General features: G+C 71.1%; 20 protein-coding genes. 10 read left to right on the plus strand and 10 right to left on the minus strand.

Annotated features, from left to right (window positions below):
* Nucleotides 1–17 precede the first annotated feature (17 nt).
* Genes ABZ928_RS10740 through ABZ928_RS10755 form a run of 4 tightly spaced genes read left to right on the plus strand, consistent with a single transcriptional unit; the run spans nucleotide 18 to nucleotide 3,094 of the window.
* Complete coding sequence (locus tag ABZ928_RS10740; protein WP_361516854.1) at nucleotides 18–1,070, plus strand: ABC transporter substrate-binding protein; 1,053 nt, start codon at nucleotides 18–20, stop codon at nucleotides 1,068–1,070.
* Entirely contained in the window at nucleotides 1,057–1,842 is a 786-nt protein-coding gene (locus ABZ928_RS10745; protein WP_361516856.1) for an ABC transporter ATP-binding protein, read from the plus strand. Before ABZ928_RS10740 ends, ABZ928_RS10745 begins: the two co-directional genes overlap by 14 nt.
* Before the next feature lie 27 nt (nucleotides 1,843–1,869).
* Nucleotides 1,870–2,733 (plus strand): TauD/TfdA family dioxygenase, encoded by an 864-nt coding sequence (locus ABZ928_RS10750; protein ID WP_361516858.1) that lies wholly within the window; start codon nucleotides 1,870–1,872, stop codon nucleotides 2,731–2,733.
* A gap of 28 nt (nucleotides 2,734–2,761) precedes the next feature.
* Nucleotides 2,762–3,094: an antibiotic biosynthesis monooxygenase gene (locus tag ABZ928_RS10755; protein WP_361516860.1), complete on the plus strand. Its 333-nt coding sequence runs from the start codon at nucleotides 2,762–2,764 to the stop codon at nucleotides 3,092–3,094.
* A 61-nt stretch (nucleotides 3,095–3,155) separates the two neighbouring features.
* Here ABZ928_RS10755 and ABZ928_RS10760 read toward each other — a convergent pair whose 3' ends face one another.
* The 3 genes from ABZ928_RS10760 to ABZ928_RS10770 all read right to left on the minus strand — a co-directional run bounded on the left by ABZ928_RS10760 (nucleotide 3,156) and on the right by ABZ928_RS10770 (nucleotide 6,987).
* On the minus strand, nucleotides 3,156–3,785 hold the full coding sequence (locus tag ABZ928_RS10760; protein ID WP_361516862.1) for a Uma2 family endonuclease: 630 nt from the start codon (nucleotides 3,783–3,785) through the stop codon (nucleotides 3,156–3,158).
* Between the two features lie 124 nt (nucleotides 3,786–3,909).
* Nucleotides 3,910–5,028, minus strand: coding sequence for a substrate-binding domain-containing protein (locus tag ABZ928_RS10765; RefSeq protein ID WP_361516864.1), 1,119 nt, complete (start codon nucleotides 5,026–5,028; stop codon nucleotides 3,910–3,912).
* Between the two features lie 213 nt (nucleotides 5,029–5,241).
* Nucleotides 5,242–6,987, minus strand: coding sequence for a lysyl oxidase family protein (locus ABZ928_RS10770; RefSeq protein WP_361516866.1), 1,746 nt, complete (start codon nucleotides 6,985–6,987; stop codon nucleotides 5,242–5,244).
* A gap of 268 nt (nucleotides 6,988–7,255) precedes the next feature.
* Here ABZ928_RS10770 and ABZ928_RS10775 point away from each other — a divergent pair, with 268 nt between their 5' ends.
* Nucleotides 7,256–7,636: a luciferase family protein gene (locus ABZ928_RS10775; RefSeq protein ID WP_361516868.1), complete on the plus strand. Its 381-nt coding sequence runs from the start codon at nucleotides 7,256–7,258 to the stop codon at nucleotides 7,634–7,636.
* Nucleotides 7,637–7,755: 119 nt separating this feature from the next.
* A complete protein-coding gene (locus ABZ928_RS10780; RefSeq protein WP_361516870.1) occupies nucleotides 7,756–8,742 on the plus strand; it encodes a serine hydrolase in 987 nt (328 codons plus the stop codon).
* On the opposite strand, the gene ABZ928_RS10785 is transcribed toward ABZ928_RS10780, so the two are convergent.
* Both ABZ928_RS10785 and ABZ928_RS10790 read right to left on the minus strand, forming a co-directional pair.
* Entirely contained in the window at nucleotides 8,639–9,715 is a 1,077-nt protein-coding gene (locus ABZ928_RS10785; RefSeq protein WP_361516872.1) for an NAD-dependent epimerase/dehydratase family protein, read from the minus strand. The two genes, ABZ928_RS10780 and ABZ928_RS10785, sit on opposite strands and share 104 nt — an antisense overlap.
* Before the next feature lie 95 nt (nucleotides 9,716–9,810).
* Nucleotides 9,811–10,749, minus strand: a complete 939-nt coding sequence (locus ABZ928_RS10790; protein WP_361516874.1) for a superoxide dismutase — start codon at nucleotides 10,747–10,749, stop codon at nucleotides 9,811–9,813.
* A 133-nt stretch (nucleotides 10,750–10,882) separates the two neighbouring features.
* On the opposite strand from ABZ928_RS10790, the gene ABZ928_RS10795 reads away from it, so the two are divergent.
* Complete coding sequence (locus tag ABZ928_RS10795; protein ID WP_361516876.1) at nucleotides 10,883–11,248, plus strand: DUF6479 family protein; 366 nt, start codon at nucleotides 10,883–10,885, stop codon at nucleotides 11,246–11,248.
* Between the two features lie 290 nt (nucleotides 11,249–11,538).
* Here ABZ928_RS10795 and ABZ928_RS10800 read toward each other — a convergent pair whose 3' ends face one another.
* Together ABZ928_RS10800 and ABZ928_RS10805 are read right to left on the minus strand one after the other, a co-directional pair.
* Entirely contained in the window at nucleotides 11,539–13,815 is a 2,277-nt protein-coding gene (locus tag ABZ928_RS10800; RefSeq protein ID WP_361516878.1) for a LuxR C-terminal-related transcriptional regulator, read from the minus strand.
* Between the two features lie 57 nt (nucleotides 13,816–13,872).
* On the minus strand, nucleotides 13,873–14,271 hold the full coding sequence (locus tag ABZ928_RS10805) for a hypothetical protein (RefSeq protein ID WP_361517632.1): 399 nt from the start codon (nucleotides 14,269–14,271) through the stop codon (nucleotides 13,873–13,875).
* Nucleotides 14,272–14,479: 208 nt separating this feature from the next.
* On the opposite strand from ABZ928_RS10805, the gene ABZ928_RS10810 reads away from it, so the two are divergent.
* Nucleotides 14,480–14,977 carry a hypothetical protein gene (locus ABZ928_RS10810; protein ID WP_361516880.1) on the plus strand — a complete coding sequence of 166 codons (498 nt, stop codon included), beginning with the start codon at nucleotides 14,480–14,482 and terminating at the stop codon, nucleotides 14,975–14,977.
* A gap of 23 nt (nucleotides 14,978–15,000) precedes the next feature.
* Here ABZ928_RS10810 and ABZ928_RS10815 read toward each other — a convergent pair whose 3' ends face one another.
* Nucleotides 15,001–15,690 carry a DUF6445 family protein gene (locus tag ABZ928_RS10815; RefSeq protein WP_361516882.1) on the minus strand — a complete coding sequence of 230 codons (690 nt, stop codon included), beginning with the start codon at nucleotides 15,688–15,690 and terminating at the stop codon, nucleotides 15,001–15,003.
* A gap of 434 nt (nucleotides 15,691–16,124) precedes the next feature.
* On the opposite strand from ABZ928_RS10815, the gene ABZ928_RS10820 reads away from it, so the two are divergent.
* Nucleotides 16,125–19,667: an AAA family ATPase gene (locus ABZ928_RS10820; RefSeq protein WP_361516884.1), complete on the plus strand. Its 3,543-nt coding sequence runs from the start codon at nucleotides 16,125–16,127 to the stop codon at nucleotides 19,665–19,667.
* A gap of 12 nt (nucleotides 19,668–19,679) precedes the next feature.
* Here ABZ928_RS10820 and ABZ928_RS10825 read toward each other — a convergent pair whose 3' ends face one another.
* The gene (locus ABZ928_RS10825; protein WP_361516886.1) at nucleotides 19,680–20,456 is read right to left on the minus strand and encodes a carboxypeptidase regulatory-like domain-containing protein; all 777 of its coding nucleotides are present in this window, start codon (nucleotides 20,454–20,456) and stop codon (nucleotides 19,680–19,682) included.
* Nucleotides 20,457–20,594: 138 nt separating this feature from the next.
* Nucleotides 20,595–21,755 carry a helix-turn-helix domain-containing protein gene (locus ABZ928_RS10830; protein WP_361516888.1) on the minus strand — a complete coding sequence of 387 codons (1,161 nt, stop codon included), beginning with the start codon at nucleotides 21,753–21,755 and terminating at the stop codon, nucleotides 20,595–20,597.
* A gap of 212 nt (nucleotides 21,756–21,967) precedes the next feature.
* On the opposite strand from ABZ928_RS10830, the gene ABZ928_RS10835 reads away from it, so the two are divergent.
* The gene (locus ABZ928_RS10835; protein WP_361516890.1) at nucleotides 21,968–24,100 is read left to right on the plus strand and encodes a zinc-dependent metalloprotease family protein; all 2,133 of its coding nucleotides are present in this window, start codon (nucleotides 21,968–21,970) and stop codon (nucleotides 24,098–24,100) included.
* The last annotated feature ends 36 nt before the right edge of the window (nucleotides 24,101–24,136 follow it).

Raw genomic sequence — 24,136 nt, forward strand, 5'->3', positions numbered from 1 at the left:
ACAGAAACGGCCCTGCCATGTCCCGTCCCTCCCCCGGTCCCTCCCGCCGCCTCGTCCTCGCCGGCGCCCTCGCCACCGCCACCGCCGCTCTCACCGGCTGCTCCTCGGACAGCGAGGCGGCCTCCTCCGGTGGGTCCAAGACGCTCCGGATCGGCTACTTCGCCTTCCCCAGCGGCGACTTGATCGTCAAGCAGAGAAAGCTGCTGGAGAAGGCGCTGCCGGACCACAAGATCTCCTGGATCAAGTTCGACTCGGGCGCCGGCGTCAACCAGGCCTTCATCGGCAAGTCCCTCGACATCGCGGCCCTCGGTTCGAGCCCGTTCGCCCGTGGTGTGTCGGGGAGTTCGCCGATCCCGTACAAGGTGGCGTTCATCCTGGACGTGGCCGGTGAGAACGAGGCCCTCGTCGCCCGCGAGGAGACCGGCATCACCGACGTCGCCGGTCTCAAGGGCAGGACCATCGCCACGCCCTTCGCCTCCACCTCGCACTACAGCCTCCTCGCCGCGCTGGAGGAGGCCGGACTGAAGGCGTCCGACGTCAAGCTGATCGACCTCCAGCCGCAGCCGATCCTCGCCGCCTGGGAACGGGGTGACATCGATGCCGCGTACGTCTGGCTGCCCACGCTCGACGAACTCCGCAAGACCGGCACGCAGTTGACCAGCAGCAAGGAGATCGGCGCGGCGGGCAAGCCGACGCTGGACCTCGCGGTCGTGTCGGACGAGCTGATCTCCCGCGACCCCAAGGCCATCGACACCTGGCGCTCGGTCCAGGCGGAGGCCCTGCGGCTGCTGAAGTCCGACCCCGACGGTGCCGTCAAGGACGTCTCCGCCGAACTCGGCATCAGCGCCGCCGACGCCAAGGCCCAGCTGGCACAGGGCGTGTTCCTCACCCCGGACGAGGTCGCCTCCGCCGCGTGGCTGGGCACCGACGGCAGCCCCGGCAAGCTGCTCACCTACGTCACCGACACCGCGAAGTTCCTCGCCGGCCAGAAGCAGATCGACGCGGCGCCGAGCGAGGCGACGGTCAGCAAGGCCTTCTATCTGAAGGGACTGCCCGATGTCCTCAACTGACGCCATACAGAAGGCGACTTCGCTCGACGGCTCGGTGCGCATCGAGAACGTCGTCCATCGGTACGGTCCCGTCACCGCCGTCGGTCCCGTCGATCTCACCGTCCCCGCGGGCGAGTTCCTCGTACTCGTCGGCGCGTCGGGCTGCGGCAAGAGCACGCTGCTGCGGCTGATCGGCGGGTTCGAGGAGCCGACGGAGGGTGCGGTGCGGGTGTCCGGCAAAGCGCCGAAGCCGGGCTCGTCGGCCGGCGTGGTGTTCCAGTCACCGCGGCTGTTCCCATGGCGCACGGTGCGGGGGAACATCGACCTGGCGCTGCGGTACGCGGGCGTGGAGCGCTCCCAATGGGCCGCCAGGCGAGCCGAGTTGCTCGCCCGCGTGGGCCTGGAGGGCACGGAGAAGCGGCGCGTGTGGGAGATCTCCGGCGGGCAACAGCAACGGGTCGCCATCGCCCGCGCCCTCGCCGCCGAGAACCCGCTCTTCCTCCTCGACGAGCCGTTCGCGGCGCTCGACGCGCTGACCAGGGAGCGGCTCCAGGAGGACGTACGGCAGGTCACCGGCCGTACGACGGTCTTCGTCACGCACTCCGCCGAGGAGGCGGTCTTCCTCGGCTCCCGGATCGTCGTCCTCAGCAAGGCCCCCGGAACCGTCGCCCTCGACCTGCCCATCGACCTCCCCCGGGACGGGATCGACGCCGACGAGCTGCGTGAGTCACGGGAGTTCGCGGAGCTGCGGGCCGAGGTGTCCCACGCGGTCAAGTCGGCCGCCGCGTCCTGAACGCCGCATCGAGGAAAGGAAGTTGAGATGACGGTCACCACCCCTCCCCAGCTTCGGCTCACGCCGCTCGGCCCGAACTTCGGCGCCGAGATCGACGGCATCGACCTCGCCCGTCTCACCGACGAGGAGGTGCGGTCGCTGAGGGAGACGCTCGTGGCGTACAAGGTGCTGTTCGTCCGGGGCCAGGACGGCTTGGACGACGCGGCGCAGATCGAGTTCGGCCGACGCCTCGGCGAGGTCACCGCGGGGCACCCGGTGCACGACTCCGGGGACGTGGCGCCCGAGGTGTACGCGCTGGACAGCCAGGACGGCGGGTTCTCGGACGTGTGGCACACGGACGTGACGTTCGTCCGCCGCCCGCCCGCGATCTCGATCCTCCGCGCGGTCGTGCTGCCCCCGAACGGCGGGGACACGACCTGGGCGGACAGCCAGCTGGCCTACGACTCGCTGTCGCCGGGTCTGCGCGCGTACGTCGACACGCTCACCGCCGTCCACGACGGCAACCGTGAGTTCGGCTACTACCTGGCCCAGCGCCGCCAGGGGCGCGGCAACGTCTGGGACGGCGAGGTGGTGACCCAGCTGGTCCCGGTGGAACACCCGGTGGTGCGGGTCCACCCCGAGAGCGGACGGAAGGGCCTGTTCGTGAACCCGGGCTTCACGTCCCACATCGCGGGCGTCTCGGAGTACGAGAGCCGGGGGCTGCTGGACATCCTGTACGCCCACCTGACGAAGCCGGAGCATCTGGTCCGGCACCGGTGGCGGGCCGGTGACGTGGCCCTCTGGGACAACCGCAGCACCGCGCACTACGCCAACCGCGACTACGGCGGCCGGCACCGCGTGATGCACCGCATCACCCTGCGCGGCGACGAGCCCGTGGGCCCCGGGGCCTGACTCCGGGCACCCGGCGCACAATGGGGACATGAGCATCGTAAAGATCAACGTACTCACGGTCCCGGCGGAACAGCGCGAGGAACTGGAGAAGCGGTTCGCCGCTCGTGCCGGTGCGGTGGAGGGCTCGGACGGCTTCGAGTGGTTCGAGCTCCTCCGCCCCGTCGAGGGCACAGACACCTACCTCGTGTACACGCGCTGGCGCTCGGAGGAGGACTTCGAGAAGTGGCGGTCGAACATGGGCGCCACGCACGGCCAGGGCGCGGGCGGCGGCGCCGGCGGCGGGGCGCAGCGGCCCGCGGCGACCGGGGCGACGCTGTGGTCGTTCGAGGTGGTGCAGTCGGCGGGGCCGAAGGAGGCCTGATCGGTCGAAGGAGGTCTGAACAGTCCTGAGCCGTCTTCGTTGCGCGGCGGTGGCAGGCCCGTCAGGTCTCCAAGAAGGGCGCCGTGTCCAACACGGGATACGGCGCCGGGAGCGGCAGCGGTTCGCCGAGGTCGACCTTGATGTCGGTGTCGTAGTACGCCTCGGTGGGGTCGTCGCCGGGGAGGATCGGGTTCGTGTAGCAGTGGGCCGTCTTGGAGTGGCGGTCGATGAGGACGTGGACGGGGACTCCGGCGGCGGCGTAGGCGCGGAACTTGGGGCCGGTGTCCGTCCAGTGGTTGGTCGAGGTGACCTCGCCGACCAGGGCGAGGAGGTCGATGGGGTACCAGCCCGGGTGACTCTCGTAGTGCGACTCGTCGGCCGCGGTCGGCTTGCGGCGCTTGACGTAGAAGTCCGGGGCGAGCAGGGCCAGCGTTGCGGCGGTCGGGGCGGCGAAACGGTAACCGTTCCCCGTGCCCACGTGTGCCACCTCGGCCGTACGGAGCTGGAAGAGCACGCTCATGACGGTGTCACTGTGCCGGAAGTCCGGGGGCGAGAGCGGTACATGGGCCGCCCCGTCGAAGTACTCCGGGCGGACCGGCATCGGTGACACCTGCGCGTACCGGCCGAGCATCACGACGGGCTCCGTCCGCGCCAGGAGGTCCGGTTCGGCTCCTTGATCGGCGTTCCTCATGGCGGGAGCTTGATGCTTGCTCTCCCCCAACCGCCCGGAACCTGCCCGCACTTCACTCCAACGAGCAAGCTGAACCGTTCCGCCGTCCCGCGAAACTCCCCGCCGTTCTCCGCCGCTCCCCTCCCTACTCCAACCCCATCCCCGCGCATTCCGCCGCATACGCCGACGTACAGATCTCCTTCACCTTGTAGACCCCGTCCTTGATCACCGTGTCCTCGATGTTGTCCTTCGTCAGGGCGACGACCGGGACCAGCATCGACGGGATGTCCTTCTGGGTCGGGCTGTCGACCGTGTCCGCGGCGAGGGAGTCGAAGAGGATGTCCTGGTCCTGGACCTTGGCGACGGCCATTTCCGCGGCGTTGTTGGCTTCTTCCAGGAAGGACTTGTAGACGGTCATGTACTGCTCGCCGGAGATGATCCGCTGGACCGCGGCGAGGTCGGCGTCCTGGCCGGTGACCGGGGGGAGCGTGGTGGCGCCGGCCGCCTTCATGGCGTCGATCGCGGCGCCTGCCATGCCGTCGTTGGCGGAGTAGACGGCGGCGATGTCCTTGAGGCCGACGGCTTCGATCGCCTTCTTCATGTCGGCGCCCGCCGTCTCGGGCTTCCACTCGTCCACGTCGTACGACTTGGCGACGACGACGTGGTTCTGGAGGACGCTGAGGGCGCCCTCCTTGAAGCGGGCCGTGTTGGGGTCGGCGGGGGAACCGTTGAGCATGACGATCTTGCTGGTGGCGGACTTGTCCCCGAGGGCGCCGAGGAGGGCGCGGCCCTGGACCTCGCCGACGAGTTCGTTGTCGTGGGATATGTACGCGTCGATCGGGCCCTCGGCCAGGCGGTCGTACGCGATGACCGGGATGCCCGCGTCCTTCGCCTTCTGCACGGCCGGTGCGATCGTCTTGGCGTTGACCGCGTCGACCAGGACGACGTCCACCTTGGCGGCGATCATCTGCTCGAACTGCCGGCTCTGCTTGTCCGCGCTCGCCAGGGCGTTGGCGTAACGGACCTCGCCCTTGCCGTCGGTGAGTTCGGCGACCCGCGCCTTGATGAGGGGGTAGTCGAACTTCTCGAAGCGCTTGGTCTCCTTGTCGGGCAGGAGCAGGCCCACCGTGATGTCGTCGCCCTTCTTGGGGCTCGCGGAGCTGTCGCTGCCGCTGACGGCGTCGACGACACCGCAGGAGGTGAGCAGGAGGGCCGAGGCGGCGGCGAGGAGGGCGGTTCTGTGGGGGGTGGTGCGAAGGATCACTTACTTGCCTTCCGAGCAGTGGAGCGGCGGAGCGCTCCGAGCGTCTCGCGCCAAAACCGCTCACAGGAGACCCGTACCGAATCTCCCCCACCCACCACGCCTTGTTTCACATTCGTCCGTGTCCCCGGAGCCCGTCGCGGGCTCCGGGGACGACTTGCTTACACGACTTGCCTACACGACTGACTTACTCCTACTGCTTACTTACTCGTACTGCTACGGCGCATTGACCAGGTCCAGCGGCGGTACCGTCACCGTCCGCTTGTTGGGCTCGCCGCCCAGGACGACCTTGCGGAGGGCGACGTTGTTGTTGAGGTTGGTCTCCTGGAGGCGCTTGGAGGGGTTGGCGATGACCTGGATGTAGTAGGTGCCGTTGGGGAGGTCCGTGATGTCGAAGGACTGGCCCGGGCGGTACTGGGTGTAGGTGTCGCCGGAGCCGACGTCGAGGACCTCACGGACCGAGATGGAGTTCTGCTGGCCGCAGGCGGTCGAGAGATCGGTGTTGTACGGCTTCCAGTTGGCGTTCTTGACCGTGTAGTCGATGGCGTCGGTGTTGGCGAGGCAGAAGGCCTCCTTGCCGCTCTTGACGATCTCGTGCTGGTCGGCGGCGAGCAGCCGGTAGCTGGCGAAGTCGGTGAAGTGCCAGTGCTCGTGGCCGATGCGCGGGTCCCACTCCATGGTGCCGGTGGGGGTGTAGCCGACCTGCTTGCCGTGGGCGTCGTAGAAGTACTGATAGGCGTCCATCAAGTCGGCGCCCGGCTTGCGGAAGCCGTCGACCACGAGGGGGGCCGGGCCCGCGTTCCAGACGTTGGCGCTGAAGGCGAGGTACTCCTTGCCGGGTGCGTCGCCGTCCTCGCCGTCGGTGATGGCGATGTCCCACGCCGGGAGCGAACGCAGGTCGGGCTTCGGGACGTTGGCGGGGACGCCCGCCCTGCCCGTCGGCCGCTTGCTGTTCGGCTTCAGCGCGGGCGCGATGCGGGAGCCGTCGGTGTGGCCGCGGCCGTCGCCGAGGTGGTGGGCGAGACCGCGGTCCTCCAGGGCGTGCGAGAGGGCGCCGGGGGTGGGCTCGTCGGCGCCGCGCGGGCCGTAGTGGTGTGCCATGCCGGGCATCGCCGCGTCGTGGGACATGCCCTGCATGCCCTCCATCCCCTGCATGCCCTGCATGCCCTGCATGCCCTGCATGCCCTCGTGCTGGGCCGTCAGGCCCTGGCCGCCGCCCTCACCGCCACCGCCGCCACCGCCGTCGGAGATCTGGCGGACCTTCACCTTCACCGTCGGCTGGTTGTTCGGGATGGAGAAGAAGTCGCGGTACTTCTTGGCGACCGACACCTTCGCCGTGTAGTCACCGGCCGGAAGGTCGACCGGCTTGTCGTAGTCGACCGTGGAGGAGTTGGCCGCCCAGCCCTTCTCCACGCCCCACACCGAGCCGAGGGTGAAGGGGTTGGTCGGGCAGCTCTCCGGATAGTGGGAGGTCGCCGGGGCGTCCGGGCGGAGGCGGCCCGAGGCGTTGTTCGGGCAGAAGTTGCCCTTGCTCTTGGCGACCTCCTTGCCCTGCGCGTCCTTGACGGTCACCTCCAGGAACCCGGGCAGCCCGGAGAAGTCCTTCACCAGCCCGGCGGGCAACGGCTTCGACTGCGTTCTGGTGCCGTCGCGCAGGATCTGCCGCGCGACGACCGGGTCCTTGTACGACTTCCGCGTCACCTTGAACTCCAAGGGCGCGTTGTCGACGGTCAGATACGTCCCGAGGTCCAGGTAGACCCCGGGTTCCCCCTCGTACCGGTCGAGCGTCACGGAGTTCGACGCGGCGATCAACTTGAGCTTCGGCTTACCCGGTGTGGCGGCCTGCGCGGCCCCCGCGCCGGGTGCGGCACCGGCGCCGGTGACGACGACGGTGAGCGCGGCTCCGGCGGCGAGCGCGGTGCGCCTGAGCCGGGTCCTGCTGCGGTGTTGCTGCTTGGTCATCGGTTCCTCGTCTGCGAACGCCCTGGTCAGGGGCATCGGACTGGACAACCCACGAACGAACGACCGGCCAGGAGGAGACGGCACGGACGCACCCCACGCGTCCCGGTCGCACCTGTGAGCACCCTGTGAGAGCTGTAAAGAGGGTGTCGAGGTTGCCTGTTGAGAAGGAAATCAACCGTTCGAGCGGCGTACGCCCGCGTACCTCACGCGCCGGTTACTTTTCCCTCAACCTCTGGTTGCGCGGGGGTGAGCAGGCGACTATGGGCGTATGACTCTCGCCGAGCGCGCCTTCGAGCGCCTCCAAGTCTGGCCCGATCTCCGCACGGCACAGCCGAGTTGCGGCGCCGGGTCGGCCCTGCGTTCCGTCCACGGCGAGATCGTGCACTTCCACTCGGACCGGGATGTGGATCTGCATCTGACGGGTCACGCGATCGAACGGTTCGCCCGGGATCTCCAGGGGTCGACCGCGATCCGTCTCGTCCCCGGCTCCCGCTGGGTCACCGTGCATCTGGACTGCGACACGGACGTGGACCTGTTGATGAGCCTGGTCAGCATGGCGCTCAAGGCGTATCAGGGGCAGCAGATCGAATCGGCCGCTACGTGCAATTTCCGCCGGGTGACCGTGGTACCGAGGGACGTGCCGGCGTAAGAATCCGTACGTCCCTCGTCACCTCTCATCACCCCTCGTCACCTGTTCGGCCCTCACGCGTTTCCCCCTCCCCCCGTGTCATGTGAGGTGAGGTGAGGGAACGGAAAGGGGCTCTGCGGATGACGGCTCACCGGATACGCGCGTTCTGCACGGCACTCGCCCTGAGCCTGCTGGTCCCACTCCTCGCCGCGACCTCCCCCGCCGCCGTGCCCGCCGCACCCGCCGTCACCTGCTCCTCCCGCCAGGCCGACCTCGCCCAACGGCTCCGCACGCACATCGCCACCGCCCTCTCGGGCCGTTCCGGGACCATCGCTGTCGGGCTGCACGACCGTACGACCAAAACCACCTGCACCCTGCGCGCGGGGAACTCCTTCGACTCGGCGAGTGTCGTGAAGGTGATCGTGCTGGCCACGATGCTCTGGGACGCCGAGGACGCCGGGCGGACGCTCACCAAGTCGGAGAAGTCCCTCGCCACCGCGATGATCACGAGGTCGAGCAACAGCGCCACGGACACGCTCTGGGGGCGCCTGGGGTCGGCGAAGGTACGGGGGTTCCTCGACGCCGCGCGGATGACGTGGACCGAGCCGAACCCGTACGGCTACTGGGGGCTCACCCAGGTCAACGTCCGTGACGAGTTGAGGCTGCTCGACCTGCTCACCGGCAAGAACTCCGTGCTGGGGGCGGCCTCACGGGCGTACATCCTTGGGCTGATGGCGAAGGTGATCCCCTCGCAGCGCTGGGGGGTCTCCGCAGGCGCGCCCAAGACGGCGACCGTGCACCTGAAGAACGGCTGGCTGCCGCGCTCCTCCTACGCCTGGCGCGTCCACAGCGTCGGTGCCTTCCGGGGTGGCGGCCACGACTACACGCTCGCCGTGCTGAGCCACGGCAACTCGACGATGACGTACGGCGTGAACACCGTTCAGCGGGTCGCGCGAGCCGTTCACGCCGACCTCGCCCCGGCCGACCGGGACCGCTACGCCCCGCCCGCCGAGCCGGACGAGGTCATTCCGCCGGTGCCGGGGCCGGGGTCGGTTCAGGGGCCGGTTCCGGGGTCCGCCAGGCCCGGTAGTGGTCGAGGACCGTCTCCTCGATGGGGCGGTAGGTGAGGCCCAACTCCCGGATGCTGCGCGCGTTGTCGACCTCGAAGCGGATGCCGAGGTGTTTGCGGATGTAGTCCTGGGTGAGGCCGAAGGCGGGGCCGAGGAGGCGAACCGGCCAGTGGGGCAGGCGGGTTCGGGGGAGGCGGAGGTCGCGGGGGTAGTGGGTGCGGAGGATGCGGGCCATGTCGTGGAAGGACGTCATGGTCGCGGCGGCGAGGATGTAGCGGCCGTGCGCCTCCTCCTTCTCCGCCGCCGCGATGTGCGCGTCGGCCACGTCCCGCACGTCGACCGTGGTGAAGCTGAAGTCCGGGGCGCCGTAGAAGAAGTAGCCCTTGAAGAGCTCCTCCAGGAGGAAGAGGCTGCCGGACTCGGAGGCGGGGGTGAGGGACGGGCCGAGGATCAGTCCGGGGTTGAGCGAGACCATCCGCCAGCGGTCCTGCGCGTTCGCCGCGTCCCAGGCCGCCTGTTCGGCGACCGTCTTGGCGTAGTGGTACGGGTTGTTCTCCACCGTGCTGGTGGTGTTGACGTACTCCTCGGAGAGGATCCGGTCCTTCATCGCCAGTACGTCGATGTAGTCGCCGAAGATCGCGCCGACGGTGGAGGTGAGGACGAGGCGGCGGACGGCCGGGGTGCGGTCGATGGTGCCCAGGACGTTGCGGGTGCCGAGCAGGGCGGGCTCGACCATGTCCTTCCGGCCGTCCTTGATCTTCTCCGGCATGAGGAACGGGGAGGCGACGTGGAAGACGGTCCCGCAGCCCTTCGCGGCCTCGTCGAAGGAGCCCTCGGCGAGCAGGTCCGCCTCGAACAGGTCGAGCCGGGAGGGGTGTTGGGCCCGGAGCGCCAGCAGGGGCTCGGTCTTCGCCGTGTTCGCCGTGCTGCGGACGGTCGTACGGACCTGGTAGCCGCGTTCGAGGAGCCGTTTCACCAGATGGCTGCCCACGAACCCGCTGCCGCCGGTCACCAGAACCGGGGTCCTCACCTCATCGCCCACTTCGCCCACTTCGCCCACCCGCGCTCCTAGACCAGCTCAGTATCCGTAGCAGCTCAGTATCCGACCACGAGCACCACCGGTCATCAGAGGGGGACGGCGACCGCGTTGTACGTCGTCTCCGGTGTCGGGGGCGTCGTGAAGCGGGCGTTGACCAGGTAGAGCCGATCCCCGAAACGCGCCGCCGTGGTGGGGACGTCGAAGCGCGGGTCGGTGATCGTGGCGCTCAGGGTCGCGGTGGTGGCCCCGGCGTCCAGGTCCCAGACGCTCACCTTGTTGAGGCGGTTCTGGACGACGTACAGCGTGCGACCGATGCGCCACAGACCGTCGCCATTGACGACATCCGGCTGCCCCACCAGCGTGATCTTCCTGGCCGCCCCGGTCTTCGGGCTGACGTTGTAGAGCTCGCCGGGGGTGGACTTGACGACGATCAGGCCGCGGCCGTCCGGGGTGCCGACGATCCCGTTGGCGTTGTTGACGTCGGGGAGCTGCACCCAGTCGCCGGTGAGGGGGAGGGTGCGGACGGCGCCGTCGCGGCCGCGGGGGACGCTGTAGAGCTGGGCGGCGCGGGAGTCGGTGAACCAGGCGCGGTCGCCGAGCAGGGTGACGTCGTTGATGAAGTGACCGGTGGCCTCGGAGAGTTGGAAGGTGCGGACGATGTCACCCGTGCGGGAGTCGTGGACGCGGGCGACCCCCGTGTTGCCCGCGACGTAGAGCAGTCCGTCGCGGTCGGTCTTCAGGCCGACGGCTATCTGGCCGGTGGCTCCGGCGTAGAGGATCGTGCCCGCGCCGGTGCGCAGGTCGACGCGGTAGATGCCGCCGTTGGCGCGGGAGCCGAAGTAGGCGTACGGCTTGGCGCCGATCGCGATGCCCTCGGGGAGCCAGCCGTCGGGCAGCGGGAACTCGGTGGGCCAGTCGGCCGCGGCCTGGGCGGCGGCGGGAGCGGCCGTCACCGCGAGCGCGGCCAGTGCGGCGGCGCCGCCCAGGACGGCTCTGCGGCTCGGGCGGGGGTGACCGTGGATCATGGGGGAACCTCCGTGAAATCCAACTCCGTTTACTGTTCCTTTAGTTGGCAACGGCACGGCGGATACCCGAGTTCCCGCATTCCTGACTCCCGCTTTAGGCGCCTTTCTGGGTGATTTCGGCGATAATTGCAATATGAGTACGGCAGCGTTTGTAGTAGCGGCCGCGGGGAGCGATGTGCTCAACGTGATCGCCGCTTTCGTCGGTGGCGCGGTCATCGCCGGTGCACTGATCTGGGCCGTACAGTTCGGCATGCGGGTCATGGACCGGGAAGTCGTCCGGCCCCGCCCGGATGAGCAGCCCAGCCTTCCCAGCACCGGTGCGGTCCACGAGATCAGGGAGATGCGGGAGCCGGACGAGATCCCGCTCGACGAGCGGGAGCGGCTCATGCCGTATCAGCTCCATCACTCAGGCAGTAAACGAGGCGAGGACCAGCACCGCAGGCGCTGGCTGCCGGGGTCCAGCGGATCCTTCGGCAGCGGCGGCCTGGGGCACGTATGACGGAGTGACGACCGGCGTGTGACGACCGGCGTATGACGTCGGCCGGGGCTGCCCCGCCGACCAGGGGCAGCCCCTCTTTACCGGTGCCGTCCGGAGGACGCGCGGCGTCGGGCGCTCAGCCATGACTTGCCATGACAGGCCGTGACAGCTGCGGTGTGCTGTCCGCGTCCGGCACGCACGTCCTCCGGGCGGCGATTCCAGGCTGCCCGGACGCGGGGGCCGGGGCGGGCGGGTTGCGCGAAGAGTCGTAGGAAGATCCGTATACCTACTCCGCGCGCCCACCTACCTACTCACGGCCCCGCCACCGCCGGGATCTCCGTGCGCGAGGTGATGCCGAGCTTCGCCAGGATGTGCTCGACGTGCGCGTCCACGGTCCGCTTGGAGATGACCAGGCGTTCGGCGATCTCCCGGTTCGACAGCCCCTGCGCGACCAGCGCGGCGACCTCCCGCTCGCGCCGGGTCAGGGCGTCCGCGGGCGACCTGGGCGCGGGCGGACGGGCCTCGCTGACGGGCACGTCGACGTCGGCGCGTACGGCGTCCAGGACCTCCGTCGCCGACAGCCGGGCGCCCGCGTCCCGCCACCGTTCGTACTCCCCGGCGCCCAGCGCCGACCGGACCGCCTTCTGCACGGCCTGCTGCTCCTCCAGGAGCCGGGGCAGCATCGACACCGGGTCGCCGGCCAGCCGCCGCGCCTGCTCCCCGTACCCGAGCAGCCAGGCCGCCCGGACATGGCGGCCGGTGCGGGCCGCGTCCCAGGCCAGCGCCATGCAGGCCAGTCCCACGACCAGCACCTCACCGATCTCGGCGGCCGCCTCCAGACCCCGCCGCAGCTGGGTGACGCTCTCCTCGGGCCGCCCGGCGAGCGCGAGCACGACGCCCTGCGCGGTGAGGGTGGCCCCGTACAGCTGGCGGTCGCCGGTGCCCTCCAGGAAGCCGAGCCCCTCCTCGGCGAGCCGCAGCGCGCCCTCCGTGTCGCCGAGCACGCCCAGCAGCAGCGCGCCCTCGTAGTGGACGACACCGATGGTCATGAGGTCGCCGGAGGCGATGATCCGCTGCCGGCACTCCTCGAACGCCACCAGCGCCTCCGGGTCCCCGCCGAGCGCGGACAGGGCGGCGATATAGGTTCCCGCGAGGGTCACCACGAAGTCCTCGCCGGTGCTCCGGGCCGCCTCCACGGCCTGCGGGAACCGTTCCAGAGCGGTCTCCAGGTCCCCCGACCAGACCCCCATCGCCCCGGTCATGAGCAGCCCCCACGCCCGTTCGCCCCGGTCGGGCGGGGTGCGGTCGAGGGCCTTGTCGACCCAGTAGCGGCCCTCGGAGAGCGCCCCGAGCGCCCGCCAGTACCCGCCGAGCCGGGCCGCCATCCACACCGCCTCCGCCGCCCGGTCCCCGGCCCCGCACCCGTACTCCAGCGCGGCCCGCACATCCGCCACGTCCTCCCGCAGCGTGCGGTACAGCTCGACCTGGGCCGGAGTGGCGAACTCGTCCCAGAAACGCCCCACGAGCCGCTCGTAGAAGTCGAAGTGCCGCTGCCGTACGGCGTCCCCGCCCCCGCCCCCGTTCCCGCCCTCCGCCAGCCGCTCGCCGCCGTACTCCCGGATGGTGTCCAGCAGCCGGTACCGCTCCCCGTCCTCCCCGATCCTGCGTACGACGGACTTGTCCACGAGCCCGATCAGCGCCTCCACGACCTGCTCGGCCGGAAGCGCGTCCCCGCCCGCGCACACCTGCTCCGCCGCCGCCAGCCGGAAGGACCCCGCGAAGACGGACAGCCGCGCCCACAGCGTCCGTTCCTGCGGTGTGCACAGGTCGTACGACCAGTCGATGGCGGTACGGAGGGTCTGGTGGCGGGTCAGCGACGTACGCCGGCCGCCGTTGAGGACCTCGAAGCGGCGGTCGAGACGGGCGACGAGTTCGGCGAGCGGGACCGCGCGCAGACGTACGGCGGCGAGTTCCAGGGCGAGGGGGATGCCGTCGAGGCGTTCGACGAGGGCGCGGGTCCGCTCGCGGTCGGCGGGCACCGGGGTCACCGCGGCGGCGCGCTGCACGAACAGGTCGACGGCGTCCTCGTGGGGCAGCGGGGCGATCGGTACACAGTGCTCGCCGGGCACGTCGAGGGGCTGCCGGCTGGTGGCCAGGACGCTCAGGCCCGCCGCCTCGCGCAGCAGGATGTCGCAGAGCATCGCGCAGCCGTCGACGAGGTGTTCGCAGGTGTCGAGGAGCACGAGCGTGCGCCGGTCCCGCAGATGCTCGACGACGGCGTCCAGCGCCGACATCCCCGGCTGCTCGGGCAGTTCGAGCACTCCGGCGAGGGTCGCGGGGATCAACTCCGGGTCGTGCAGCGCCGACAGCTCGACGAGGCGTACGCCGTCGGCGAACCGGTCCGCCATTCCGCCGGCCGCTCTCAGCGCCGTACGGCTCTTGCCGACACCGCCCGGACCGACGAGCGTGACCAGTCTCGACCGGTCCAACGCGTCGTCGATCAGGGCGAGTTCGTCGGTACGGCCGACGAAGCTGGTGAGGTCCACGGGGAGTTGTCCGCCGCGACGTTGCCCGAAGCCGAAGGTCACCCGACAAAGGGTAGTCAGTCGAGTGCGCAGCGTGAATGGCGCACGGGGATACCGGCGCTACGAAGCCCTGGGCCGGGCCGTGTCCGGAGCCGTCGCCAGTGCCCAGATCATGAAGAAGTCGACGCCGATCATGATCACGGACCAGACGGGTTGGTACGGCAGGAACAGGAAGTGCAGCACCATGGCCGCCGAGGCCAGGAAGATACCGGTCATCCGGGCCCACCAGGCACCCTTGAGGACGCCGTAGCCGACGCCCACCAGGACCGCGCCCAGGGCGAGCATGATCCAGCCCCAGCCGGTGAGGCTGATCTTGTAGACGTAGTCCCCGATCCGGTCGTAGACGTCGTCCGCGGCGAGCGCGGAGATGCCCTGGAGGATCGCCAGGACACCGTTGACCAGCATCAGGACACCGGCGAACACCATCCCGCCGGTCACGAATCCGCTGCCGGCCGGCATGTCCGCCGGGGTGGGCGGCGCGGCCTGCTGATGGTCCTTGTCCCAGACGGGCGGCGTCGCATGCGGCTGCTGCGTCATGGCCGTACCCCGCTTCCTTTGTCGGTGGTGCTTCGACCATCGGGGCGGGCGCGGGCGGCCACCACGGGGACGGGGCCGAACGGGTGACGGCCGGGGTGCGGGCACGGGCGGGACGGGTTTGGGTGGGGGTATGACTCGCTATCCGACGCGCCGGCGCGCGCTCGCGACCGTCGCGCTGGCCTCGCTCACCTCGTTGACCCTGCTCACCGGCTGCTCCGACGACGACACGCCCTCGTCGGTGGCGAGCAAGGCCGCTTCCCTCGCCTCCCAGGGTGCGTCCCTCGCGTCCCAGGGCGCGGACGTGTTCGCGTCGGCGACGGCCGAGGTCGGTGACAAGTTCGACGACATCAAGGGCGGTGTCGACGTCAAGGACGACGTGAAGCTCGGCACGCCCACCACGTCCGGAGGGCGCGCCGAGGTCGAGGTGACCGCCGCCAACACGGCCGACTCGCAGAAGTCGTTCCTGGTGCAGGTCAACTTCACGGACGGCGACGGCACCTTCGTCGACGCGGTCGCGGTCACCGTCTCCGACGTGGCGGCGGGCGGATCGGGGAAGGCGACGGCACGCAGCAACCGCGACCTGTCGGGTGACGTGAAAGCGAAGGTCGGCCGGGCGGTCCGCTACTGACGTCCGGAACCCGCCCCCCGGGGTCAGGCCATCCAGAAGAAGACGGCCGTCATCCGCTTCTCCTCCAGCGTCGTACCGGAGTAACCGGTCGCGCTGTGCACGAGGTTGGCGCTGTAGAGCAGCAGCCGGTTGTACTTGTGCGGGACGCGGACGTCCTCCTCGAAGTGGTCGGCCGGGACGAACCGGGTGCCGAGGGCCTCGACGAGGTTGTTGTGCGGGGCCTGGACGATGTTGCCGCCGAGCCGGCCGCCGGGCAGGGACTGCCGGTAGAAGGCGGTGCCGCAGTCCTTGGGGACGTCGGGGTTGAGGTAGAGGACGGCGGCGTAACGGCACAGTGCGCGGGAGTCGGTGTGCGGGCGGGGTTCGCTCTCGCCCGCGCCGACGACCTGGACGCAGTTGTGGTTGAGGGTGCCGCCGCCGGGGGCCTGCTGGACCCAGAGTTCCTTGGCGCCGGTCGCCTGCTTCACCAGCCGCTCCACGCGGGCGAGCTCGGCGGGCTCCAGACCCGGCATGGTGCGCAGGCCCGGCCAGGTCTCCGAGGTGTACGGATACCCCTGCACCCAGTCGTCCTTGGCGAGACACCGTTCCCGTACGGCGTCGACGTCGGGGAGGACGTCGTCGATGACCCAGTAGTCGCGGCCCTTGGTGGGCTTGCGGTAGGGGAGCACGGGGAGGGTGGTGACAGGGGGGCGGGCGGGGGGCTGTGGGGGCATGGGCAGAATCTAGGACCGGGCCGTCTCACGACTCTCCCGCAAAGCGGTCTGGAAACTCCCGCGAAATGGTCAACCTTCCGCCAATGACCGCACGGAATACGGGATATCGCGAGCGCATTCGTCCGCATTCCGAACCCCAAGGCTCAGTAATTCGCCAGTAACGCTCACTGCCTATGGTCCTCCCCACGGCCCTGTTCCGACACATTGGCCACGAGCAGGGCCGAGTCATTGCCCCTCGGGACGGGAGCCGCCGTATCCCTCCTGTGGGGGGTAGGGATACACGCCGGGAGCCCCGTGAGGCCGATGAGGATGATCGACGGGGGAGCATCGCGGGGCCTCCGGTCGTCCGTACACGCGAAAGCGCATGTACGGACATTTTCTTTGTCCGGTCATATTCCGGTGCAAACAGGTATTCGGGCTAGAGTGCGGCCCTCATGAGCAGCGAAAACACAGGACCGGCGGACGGTGCCGTGCGCCGGTCGGCGCCGCCCGTCCTGCGGCTGTACCTGCTCGGCGGCTTCCGCGCGGAGCGCACCGACGGAGCCCCCGTCGCCGACCGCTGGCCGCGCCCCAGCTCCCGCCGCCTCGTCGAACTGCTCGCCGTCTCCCCGGGCCGGGTCCGGCACCGCGAGGAGATCATCGAGATGTGCTGGCCCGACACGGCCGGCACCCCCGCCGCCCTCGGCAGCCTCCGCGTCGCCCTGCACGCCGCCCGCCGCGCCCTCCAACCCGAGCTGACCCCCCGTACCCCCTCCGCCTACCTGCTGAGCGAGGGCGCCCTGCTCCGGCTGGCCCCCGACACGGTGTGGATCGACGCCGACCGGGCCGAGACCCTCGCCGAACGCGCCCTGCGCACCAAGACCACCGCCGACCTGGCCACCGCCCTGGACACCTTCACCGGCGAACTCCTCCCCGAGCACCGCTACACCCCCTGGGTGGAGGCCCGCCGCGAGCGCCTGGACGCCCTGCGCGAATCGGTCCGCCTCACCCTCGCCGAGGCCTACCTCACCGACGGCGAACCGGAACGCGCCGCCGCCACCGCCCGCCGCGTCCTCGCCGAGAGCACGGCCGAGGAACGCGCCCACCGCGTCCTCATCGCCGCCTACCTCCGCCAGGGCATGCGCCGCCGCGCCCTCGCCCAGTACCACCAGTGCCGCCGCGCCCTGGACGCCGAGTGGGGCATCCGCCCGGGCCCGGAGACGGAGGCCCTGCACAGGGCGGTCCTGGGCGCGTCCGAGCCCCCTTCGGCGCCCGCGACCCCCGTGCGCCCCGTGACCCCCGCGCCCTCCGTGCCCTCCGTGCCCTCCCTGCCTCCCGTACGACGTCCCGCTCCCGTCGTCCCGACGCAGCCGCCCGCCGCCGTCGTCCACACCCTCGCCGCCGCGCCCTTCGTCGGACGGCGGGCCGAACTGGAACGGCTCCTCGACCCCGCCCGCCCCGCGCTGTCCGTGGTCGGCGGCGAGGCGGGCATCGGCAAGACCCGGCTGGCCGCGGAAACGGCACAGCGGGCGGCGGCCCAGGGCGCGGCGGTGCTGTGGGGCGCGGCCCACGACACGGCGGAGCAGGCGCCGTACGGCCTGTTCGTGGAGGCCCTGGAGGGCTGGCTGGCGGGCCGCCCGGCGGCGGAGCGGGCCCGGGTCGGCGCGGAGTACCCGGAGCTGGCGGCCCTGCTGCCCTCCCTGGGCCAGATCGGCCCGGTCCCCGGCCGCGGCGGCGGCCCGGAGTACGAACGCGAACGGATCCACTCCGCCGTCTCCGCCCTCCTCGCCACGGCGGCGACCCCGGCGGGCGCCCTGCTGGTCCTGGACGACGTCCACGCCGCCGACACGGCGTCCCTGCATCTGCTGAGCCGCCTGGCCCGCCGCACCCAGGCGTCCCCGACGGTGCGCTTCCTGGCGACGTACCGCCCCGAGGACCTCCCGGAGACCGACCCGCGCCGCACCCTCCTGGACACCCTGGTCCGCCAGGGCGCGGCCGGACGCCTGCGCCTCCCGCGCCTGGACCGCACGGACTGCCTGACGCTGGCGGCGGACGCGATGAGCGGGAACCGGGAGTCGGCGGCCCCGGAGCCGGCGGCCCTGGAACGCGTCTGGGAGCTCTCCCTCGGCCACCCCCTGTTCGCCCTGGAACTCGCCAAGGCGACGACCGGCGTGTCCGTGACGACCGTGTTCAGCGCGTCGGAGGGCATCCGCCTCCTGGTCGCCGACCGCCTCTCCCGCCTGAGCCCGGCCGCCCGCCGGGTGGTCGAGGTGGTCGCGATGGCGTGCGGCGGGGTCGCCGCCCTGTCGGAGGTGGAGGAGATCGCGGGCCCCGAGTCCCTCGTCGACGGCATCGACGCCGCGCTCGCCGCGGCGGTACTGGAGGAGCGGACCGTGCCGGCGGACGGCAGAACGGTGGCCGGCCTGGGCTTTCGCCATCCACTGATCCGACTGGTGTGCCGGGAGCGGCTGTCGGCCGCTCGGCGCCGTCAACTGCACGCCGCTTACGCCGAGTTGCTCCTGCGCAGCCGCCCCGGCGCGGTGGACGCGGTCGCCGCGCACCTGACCGGCGCCGAGGACCCACGGGCCGCCGACCATCTCCACCGGGCGGCCCGCCGCGCGGCTGCCGTGGGCGCCGACGACACCGCCGACCACTACTACGGCGCCCTGACCACTCGCCTCGACGCCGTCGCCATGGAGGCCGCCCGCATCCGCCTCGACCACGCCGCCGTACTCCGCCGCATGGCCCGCCACGGGGACGCGGCGCGCGTACTGCGGGAGGCGCTGGTGGACCTGCGGAGGCATGGCGGGGCGGCTGAACAGGTGCGGGCAGCGGCGCAGTTGGCGGAGGTGCTGGCGAAGACGGGTGAGACGGAGGAGGGATTCCGGCTGCTGGACGCACACCGCCCGAGTGAGGACGCGTGCTCAGGAACGGTCGCGGCGCACTGGATGGCGAGGGGTGTGCTGTGTTTCGTGACGGGGGACTACGAGGGCTCGTTGGTGGCGGCGCGCAAGGCTGAGCGATGCGCGGGGAACTCTTCCATCGGCGGCGGCGATGACGCCCTTAGGGGCGCGGGGAACTGCGCGACCAGCCACAACGCACCCGCACCCGCACCCGCACCCGGCCACGAAACCCGCACCCACCCCCACGCCCTCCGAGCCCGAGCCCTGGCTCAGCAGTCCACATCCCTCGCCCTCACCGGCCGCCTGCCGGAGGCCCGAGAAGCCGCAGACGCCGCCCTCCCCCACGCCGAGGCCCACGGCGACCCCCGCCTCCTCGCCGCAGTCCTCTCCATCCTCCGCGAACACGCCAGACGAGCAGGCCACTTGAGGGAGGCGATGGCCACAGGACACCGTGCCCTGGAACTGGCCGACCGCTGCGGCGACCCGGAAGCGGCGGCATTCGAGCGAGCCAACCTCGCCGAAGTCCACATCCTGCTGGGCGAGTTCGAAGAAGCCGCACACCTCGCCTCCCTCGCCGTGGACGAGGCCCAGGCGCACGCCGGCTGGTGCCTCCCGTACGCCCTCGCCGCCCTCGCCAGAGTCCAGCTGCGCGGCGGCCCCCGCCCCGCCCTCCCCGGCCCCCGGGAACTGCTGACCCGAGCCGCGGACTGTCTGTCCCGCCGCCCCGACCACCAGGCGGAGTACGAGATCCGCACCGCTCAGGCGGAGTTGGCCCTCAGAGACGTCCGCCCGGACCGCGCCCTCGCCCTGCTCTCCACGGTCTCCGGCACCGGCGTCCCCGTCCTCGCCGCATGGGCCCACCTCACGGCAGGCGACCCCGAACGCGCCGTACAGGTCGCGGAGGGGGAGGCCGTACGCGCCGCCGGCAGCGGCGAGGCGGTCACCGAGTGCGAGGCCCGTACCGCCCAGGCGGCCGCCCTCGCGGTACTGGGCCGCACGACGGAGGCGGCGGAGTGCGCGACACAGGTACGGGAACTGGCGACGGCGCTGCCCTACCCGACGGTGCTACGACGAGTGGCGCACGCGAACCCGTAGACCACGGTCACGTCACCGCGAGGCAGAGGCCGGGGTAGAGGCAGCCCCGACGGTGATGTTGATCTGCTCGCTCACCGCACTGACCCCGTTGAACGAGGCCGTCGCCTGCAAGCGTCCCGCCCCGGACGGCAGCGCGGCGTCAGGCACGCAGGACCACGTTCCGTCCGCCCCGGCGGTGTCCGTACACACCTCGGCCCCCAGCTCCGGCCCCTGCCCCGTCACCCCCTCGTCCTCCGCGTCCTCGTGCCGCACGGTCACCTGCGCCCCCGGATACGCGGTCCCCGCCATCTCCGGCCGCGCGACGAGCGGTACGCCCGACTCGGGCCGCGTCAGTGTCGGTTCGGGCAGACCGACGGTCACCGTGCAGACGCCACGGTCCTTGCGGGTGCCGCGCGCGTCCGTGAGCCGCATCGCACAGCCGGCCAGCCGTGTCCCGGGCACCGCGTCGGCGGCCACGGCGAGGACGAAGGGGTACGTGTCGCGCCAGGGGCTGGTGTTCGCCGGGCCCGTGTAGGTGTACGTCGCGCTGTCGCCGTCCGTGTCGACGGTGCCGCGGTAGCCGGGGGCGTCGAGGGGGATGGCGGTGACCCTGGTGTCCTCGGGGGCGGTGAGGGTCAGTCGGGAGCCACGGGTGAGGGCGGGGCCGAGGTAGCCGCCGACGTCGACGATGCCCTGTTTGCCGGGGACGATGGTGACGGCGCCCCAGAGTTCACGACTGCCCTGTGCGTTGGCGGGAGTCGCGGTGAGGGTGAGTGCGATGATGGCCAGGGCGATGGTCTTGCGGCTCATTGCTCGATTCTTGCGGGGCGTGGGGGCTGGGGCGTGCGCTGTGCGTCCGTATGGGTTGCTTGTTCGTCGGCGGGTGCGGGTGCTTCGTGGCTGGTCGCGCCCCGCGGCGGAGCCGCAGATCGATACAGCCCCGCGCCCCTAGGTGAGTAGCAGTGCTGCTAGTGCCAAGGCGGCGTCCCTCGGTGACCCCAGATCCAGGCCCGTCAGTTCCGCGATGCGCGCCAATCTGTTGTCCACCGAGTTGGGGTGGAGGTTGAGGCGGCGGGCCGTTGCTCTGCGGTCCTGGCGTTGTTCCAGGTGGATGCGGAGGGTCTCCACCAGGTCGGGGCGGTCGCCCAGCGGGGCGAGCAGCGCGGCGATGCGGTCGCTGCCGTCGCTGGGGCGGGAGAGGTGGTACTCCAGCAGGACGTCGTCCAGGTGGTGCACCCCGGGCGGGCGGCCGCAGGCGCGGGCCACGCGGATGATCTCGGCGGCGACGTGGGAGGCGTGCGGGACGCCCGTCGGGTCGGGGGCGAGGGACACCGCCAGCCGCACCCCCGGGTCGGCCACCTCGCGCAGGACAGCGAGGAGCCCGTCGGGCACGGCGGCGCCGCCCGGCACCACCGCGTACCCGCCGCCCGCGTCCAGCAGCGCGGGCACCTCGCCTCCGAACCCCCGGTCCAGTTCCGTCTGCACGCGCCGTACGAGCCGTCGTTCCGCCACGGAACCGAGGGCGCCGCGGGGCGTGAACTCCAGGCGGAGGACAAGGACGGGGGTGTCCGGGGCGGGCCGGTCGGGGTGCGGGGTGTCGTTCAGCAGGGCGCGGGCGAGGGAGCGCCGGCGTTCGCGGTGCTCGGCGGCCAGGGCGGCCTGTTCGTCGAGGTAGCTCTCGGTCACGGCGCCGATGACGCGCCCCTGGGAGGACAGCAGCGCCCCGCCCAGCTCGACGAGCGCGCTCTCCTCACCAGGCCGGGCCACTTCCCCCATGGCCTGCCACAGCACCTGCGCCCCGAGGGTGTAGGTCCGCAGCAGCAGATGCAGCGGCATGCCCTCCTCGGCCCGCTGCACGGCCCGCTTCTGGAACAGCCCCAGCCCACCGTCGTCGAGCGGCCCGGCGACCACCCCTTGGGCGGCGTTCCGCAGAAACATCCGCATGGCCTGCCGGGCGGTGGCGGCGATCTCGACGTCCTTGACGTCCGCGGGCAGCTCCCCGTACCCCCGCAACTGCTCGAAGACTCCGCCGGCCATCCGCCGGGCCAGCGCATTGACCTGCCCTTCACAGCGAGCGGCCAGAGCCCGGGCTTCCGCCGACAAAGACATCCCGCACCTCCGAAGCAACGGTAACCGCGACGCCGATAGGGGCGCGGGGCTGCATTGATTTGCGGCTCCGCCGCGGGGCGCGACCAGCCACAACGCACCCGCAGACGCCCACGAACGAGTGATTCCACTGCCCTCCCGCGAAGCACCCCCACCTCACCGGTCAATCAGGAGAAACAGGAGAAAGTAATCCCATACCAAAGAAGGCCCCCCACATGACCCGTCGCAGACCAAGCGCCGGCACCGCCCTTCGCTGGACCGGCGCCGCAACCCTCGGCGCACTCATGCTCAGCAGCACCACCGCGCTCGCCGCACCCACCGAAGACCCCACCCCCCGCGTCTCCGCCGCTCTGGCCTCCTCAGTCATCTCTCCTCAGGACTGGCCCCACCCCACACCCCCCTCCGACGACGAATCCGAGGAATACGGCAACGAAGCCGTCCGCCTCCGCACCGCCACCATCAACGACCGCGCCCTCACCCGCATCTGCGGCCCCGCGGAACTCGGCACCGAGGCCCGCTTCCCCCTCTTCGAGGACACCGTCGTGGAGGCGGCAGAGGTCTCCCGGGAGACCATCGACGGCGTACTGACCTGGCACGGCGAGGTGGAGGGCACCACCGACCAGGAGGTCATCGTCAACCTCAGGGGCGGCTGCGACGGGAAGCCCGGCAACGAGGAGCTCAGCGCCCACTTCATGCTGGGCGGCGCGATCTACGACATCGTCCCGGACGGCCCGGGCCGGGTGCGGGTGATGGAGGCGACGCCGGAGACGGACGAGGACGACAGGGACGTCGTACCCCCGAAGTCCCGCCCGATCGACCCTCCGTCCGCCAAGGCCCACGGCCCCGAGGCCCGCGCCCCGAAGGCGGCCTGCAAGGGCGGCGACAAGATCTCCGTGATCGACATCCTCGTCGGCTACTCCCCGAAGGCCCGCACGGAGGCCGGCGGCGACACGCAGATCAAGGCGCAGATCGCGAAGGCCATCTCGCTCACCAACGACGCCCTCGCGACGAGCGGCATCCTGGCCCGCGTCAGGCTCGTGCACAGCGCGTACATCAACATCTCCGCGACGTACGACACCCAGTCCAGCGCCGCGCTGCTCGCCTTCGCGAAGAAGGGCGACGGTGTCGCCGACACCCTGCCGACGCTGCGCGACCAGTACGGCGCCGACCAGGTCACGATGATCACGGGCGGTTCCGCGATGGGCGGTATCGCGTACACGCCGGAGACGCCGGGGCCGACGTGGAAGGAGTGGGCGTACTCGATCGTCGCCCAGAACGCGATCGCGCACTACAGCTTCGGCCACGAGCTCGGTCACAACCTGAGCGCCAACCACGACTGGGTCACCGAGCCGAGCCAGCCCAACAACGGCGCCGCGGGCTACTTCCCGAAGAAGGGCGACTGGTCGACGCTGATGGCGTACGAGTCGAGCTGCCGTACCGCCACCAAGGGCACCTGCGGGCGTATCAACCGGTTCTCGAACTACAACCAGAGCTACCGGGGCGAGAAGCTCGGCACCAAGCCGACCGCCTCGCACGCCGCCGACTCCTCCGTCATCTTCAACACGTCGTCGGAGGCCGTCGCCGCCTACCGGACCGCGAAGACCGACTCCTCGTGGTGCGATGTGACGCCGTCCTCGTCGCCGTCGGTGAGCGCGGGCCGGATCGTGCCGAAGCTGATGGGGCCGTTCGCCCAGAACGCGACCGCGAGTTTCACGGCGACGCCCGCCAAGGGCTATGTCTTCAGCTACTGGACCCTCGACGGCAAGAGGCAGTCGTCGACGAGCAAGACCATCAGCGTCGCCATGAACTCCAAGGACCACACCCTGAAGGCGACCTTCAAGAAGGGCGCCAGCTCCACCTCGACGGTGTCCACGAGTTCCTCCGGCAGCGGTTCGGTGAAGTCGTCGTCGAAGTCGTCCGCGCGGGCGCTCGCCGGAGCTCCGGTCCTGGAGGGCGACGAACTGCACTACACGGCCGTACCGAAGGCGGGCTGGCATTTCGCGGGCTGGATGCTGGACGGCTCCTACGCCGGTGACGACAACGACATCTATCTGCGCGTCGGCGAGGACGACTCCGCCCTCACCGCCGTCTTCGAACCGGCCGACCTCACCCTCACCAAGGAGGTCCAGGGCGGCGAGGGCACGATCTCGGTCTTCGGCGGCGACGGCCCCTACGCCGACGGCGACACCGTCCATGTCGTCGCCAAGCCCGCCAAGGGCTACCGCTTCGTCGACTGGCTGCTCGACGGCGAGCCGTACGGCGGTGACGAGGAGCAGAACCAGGCCTGTACGGCCATCCACTTCGACGAGTCGGGCCACACGGTGACGGCGGTGTTCGCGCCGAAGTGACCCGAAGTGACCCACGTAACCGCTGAAGCATGAACA

It is taken from the genome of Streptomyces sp. NPDC046909 (assembly GCF_040644695.1).
In the GTDB taxonomy this organism is placed as follows: Bacteria; Actinomycetota; Actinomycetes; order Streptomycetales; family Streptomycetaceae; genus Streptomyces.

Coding starts and splice junctions, on each gene's coding strand:
- ABZ928_RS10740 (WP_361516854.1), top strand. CDS start 18: ATGTCCCGTCCCTCCCCCGGTCCCTCCCGCCGCCTCGTCCTCGCCGGC.
- ABZ928_RS10745 (WP_361516856.1), top strand. CDS start 1,057: ATGTCCTCAACTGACGCCATACAGAAGGCGACTTCGCTCGACGGCTCG.
- ABZ928_RS10805 (WP_361517632.1), bottom strand. CDS start 14,271: ATGCCGGCCGGCAGCGGATTCGTGACCGGCGGGATGGTGTTCGCCGGT.
- ABZ928_RS10795 (WP_361516876.1), top strand. CDS start 10,883: ATGAGTACGGCAGCGTTTGTAGTAGCGGCCGCGGGGAGCGATGTGCTC.
- ABZ928_RS10825 (WP_361516886.1), bottom strand. CDS start 20,456: ATGAGCCGCAAGACCATCGCCCTGGCCATCATCGCACTCACCCTCACC.
- ABZ928_RS10835 (WP_361516890.1), top strand. CDS start 21,968: ATGACCCGTCGCAGACCAAGCGCCGGCACCGCCCTTCGCTGGACCGGC.
- ABZ928_RS10755 (WP_361516860.1), top strand. CDS start 2,762: ATGAGCATCGTAAAGATCAACGTACTCACGGTCCCGGCGGAACAGCGC.
- ABZ928_RS10790 (WP_361516874.1), bottom strand. CDS start 10,749: ATGATCCACGGTCACCCCCGCCCGAGCCGCAGAGCCGTCCTGGGCGGC.
- ABZ928_RS10820 (WP_361516884.1), top strand. CDS start 16,125: ATGAGCAGCGAAAACACAGGACCGGCGGACGGTGCCGTGCGCCGGTCG.
- ABZ928_RS10750 (WP_361516858.1), top strand. CDS start 1,870: ATGACGGTCACCACCCCTCCCCAGCTTCGGCTCACGCCGCTCGGCCCG.
- ABZ928_RS10810 (WP_361516880.1), top strand. CDS start 14,480: ATGACTCGCTATCCGACGCGCCGGCGCGCGCTCGCGACCGTCGCGCTG.
- ABZ928_RS10830 (WP_361516888.1), bottom strand. CDS start 21,755: ATGTCTTTGTCGGCGGAAGCCCGGGCTCTGGCCGCTCGCTGTGAAGGG.
- ABZ928_RS10815 (WP_361516882.1), bottom strand. CDS start 15,690: ATGCCCCCACAGCCCCCCGCCCGCCCCCCTGTCACCACCCTCCCCGTG.
- ABZ928_RS10775 (WP_361516868.1), top strand. CDS start 7,256: ATGACTCTCGCCGAGCGCGCCTTCGAGCGCCTCCAAGTCTGGCCCGAT.
- ABZ928_RS10770 (WP_361516866.1), bottom strand. CDS start 6,987: ATGACCAAGCAGCAACACCGCAGCAGGACCCGGCTCAGGCGCACCGCG.
- ABZ928_RS10760 (WP_361516862.1), bottom strand. CDS start 3,785: ATGAGGAACGCCGATCAAGGAGCCGAACCGGACCTCCTGGCGCGGACG.
- ABZ928_RS10780 (WP_361516870.1), top strand. CDS start 7,756: ATGACGGCTCACCGGATACGCGCGTTCTGCACGGCACTCGCCCTGAGC.